General features: G+C 82.4%; 2 protein-coding genes. Both read right to left on the bottom strand.

Annotated elements, in window-relative coordinates; translation table 11 throughout:
- Positions 1 to 52: 52 nt before the first annotated feature.
- Complete coding sequence (locus GTQ99_RS22255; RefSeq protein WP_338075194.1) at positions 53 to 1,252, bottom strand: TadA family conjugal transfer-associated ATPase; 1,200 nt, start codon at positions 1,250 to 1,252, stop codon at positions 53 to 55.
- Positions 1,249 to 2,365 (bottom strand): septum site-determining protein Ssd (gene ssd / locus GTQ99_RS22250; RefSeq protein ID WP_166617862.1); only part of this gene is annotated, 1,117 nt, incomplete at its 5' end. The genes GTQ99_RS22255 and ssd, both read right to left, overlap by 4 nt.

Genomic DNA, 2,365 nt, shown 5'->3' with positions numbered 1-2,365 from the left:
GCCACCAGGACCGCGACGCCGAGCAGCGCACCCGCCAGCAGCCCGGCCGCGCTCACGCCGGTCCACCCGCGGCTCCACCCGCGGCCCCGTCCGCGCCGGCGAGCGCCTCGGCGCCCAGCCGGGCGGCCAGCGCCTCCCAGCCCGGTGCGCGGTGCGGGCGGCCCCCGCGGTCGAGGGCGAGGGCGGGCACGACGCGGGCGCGGCCGGCGTCGTCGGCCACGACGGCCACCTCCACCAGGGCGCGCCGCCGCCCCCGGCGCGCCACGTGCAGCACGACGTCGACGCCGGCGAGCAGCTGGGCGTCCACCGCCGCGGCGGACAGCCCGGCGGCCGCCGCGAGGGCGTGCAGGCGGGCGGGGACGTCGGCGGCCGTGTTGGCGTGCAGCGTCCCGGCGCCCCCGGCGTGCCCGGTGTTGAGCGCGGCGAGCAGGTCGCGCACCTCCGCGCCGCGGCACTCGCCGACGACGAGGCGGTCGGGGCGCATCCGCAGGGCCTGGCGCACCAGCACGTCCAGCCCGACGGCGCCGCGGCCCTCGACGTTGCCGTGGCGGGCCTCCAGGCGCACCACGTGCGGGTGGTCCGGGCGCAGCTCGCCGGAGTCCTCCACGAGGACGACGCGCTCGCCGGGGCCGACCAGTCCCAGCAGGGCCTGCAGCAGCGTCGTCTTGCCCGCACCGGTGCCACCGCTGACCAGCAGCGACAGCCGCCGGTCCACGACGGTGCGCAGCAGCGCCTCCCACGCCGGCGGCACCGCACCCGCCGCGACCAGCTCCGGCAGGCCGAAGCGGCGCACGGCCGGCACCCGCAGGCTCAGGTGCGTGCCGTCCACGGCCAGCGGGGGCAGCACGGCGTGCAGCCGGGTGCCGTCCGCCAGCCGGGCGTCGGTGAACGGGCTGGCCTCGTCGAGGCGGCGGCCGGCCCCGGCGGCCAGCCGCACGGCGAGGGCCCGCACCTGCTCCTCGCCGTCCAGGCGCACCGGTGCCCGCCGCAGGCCGGCGCCGTCGTCGACCCAGACGTCGCCCCCGCCGTTGACGAGGACGTCGGTGACGCCGGGCGAGCGCAGCAGCGGTTGCAGCGGCCCGGCGCCCGTGAGCGCGGCGCGCACGTCGTCGACGAGCCGCAGCAGGTCGGCGGCGCCCAGCACGACCCCCTGCGCGGCGGCGGCCGCGGCGACGGCGTCCGGTCCCGGTGGGGTGCCCGTGGCGGCGAGCCGCTCGCCCACGCGCACCGCGAGGTCGACCGCGGGGCTCACCACGGCGCCGGCGCCGCGGCGGCCGCGGACCAGGTGGCCGCCCAGTCGCCGGCGCAGGCGAGCGCGAACGAGCGGAGCGGGCTGCGCCGGCCGGTGGGCGGGCCCTCCCCGCGCTCCAGGGCCGCCTCGAGGTCGCGGTCGGGGCGCAGCACGCCCGCCAGCGGGGCGCCGACGGCGTCCGCGACGTCCTCCGCGTCCGTCCCGGCGCCGAGGTCGCGCACGACCAGGCGCACGGGCGGGGCGGACGGCCCGCTGCGCAGCTCGTCGACGACGGCGCACGCCGCGGCGGCCGCGCGGGTGCTCGCCGGCACCACGACGAGGACCTCCTCGCAGCCGCCCAGGCGCCCGTGCAGCTGCGGCAGGCCGGCGCGGGGCAGGTCCAGGACGGTGGCCGCGAACGTGCGCCGAGCGGCGTCGGCGACGGCCGCCAGCGCCGCCGGGCCGGGGGTGCCGGGCACCCGGCGGTCCGCGGCGAGCACGTGCAGCCCCGCACCGGCGCGCACGGTGGAGCGCAGGACGTCGGGGCGCAGCCGCCCGCTGACCGCGGCCAGGTCCCCCCAGCGCAGCCCCGGCAGCGCGTCGGCCCCCAGCAGCAGGTCCGCGCCGCCGGAGCGCGGGTCGGCGTCCAGCAGCAGGCAGTCGCCCGTCGTCTCGGCCAGCGCCTGCGCCAGGGCCGCGGCCAGCACGCTGGCCCCGGCACCGCCGCAGCCGCCGACCACCCCGACGCAGCCGGCGGCGGCGGCACCGGCCGCGGTGTCGGCGAGCGCCTCCAGCAGCCAGTCCTGCGCCTGCGGCAGCAGCACGGCGTGCTCGGCGCCCAGCGCGGAGGCCGAGCGCCACCAGGCGTCGGGCGCGGGCGCGGTCCCGACGACGACGAGGCGGCCGCCCTCGCCCAGGCCCGCCACCGCGGCGGCCGGGACGTCGGCGTCCACGAGCACCAGGCCGGGTGCCGCGACGGGGCCGGGCGGCCCGGCGGCGCCCTCGGCGGGCTGCTCCAGCGGGCCGCGCCGCAGCGGGCAGCCGGCGGCGGCCGCCAGCCGGGCGACGGCCTCGGCGAGGTCGTCATCGGCGGTGATCAGCAGGGCGCTGCCGGCGGGGGCGCGGTGGTCGGGG

This window comes from Kineococcus vitellinus (assembly GCF_009906315.1).
GTDB classification, from domain to species: Bacteria; Actinomycetota; Actinomycetes; order Actinomycetales; family Kineococcaceae; genus Kineococcus; species Kineococcus vitellinus.
This window is presented reverse-complemented; position numbering and strand designations above follow the sequence as displayed.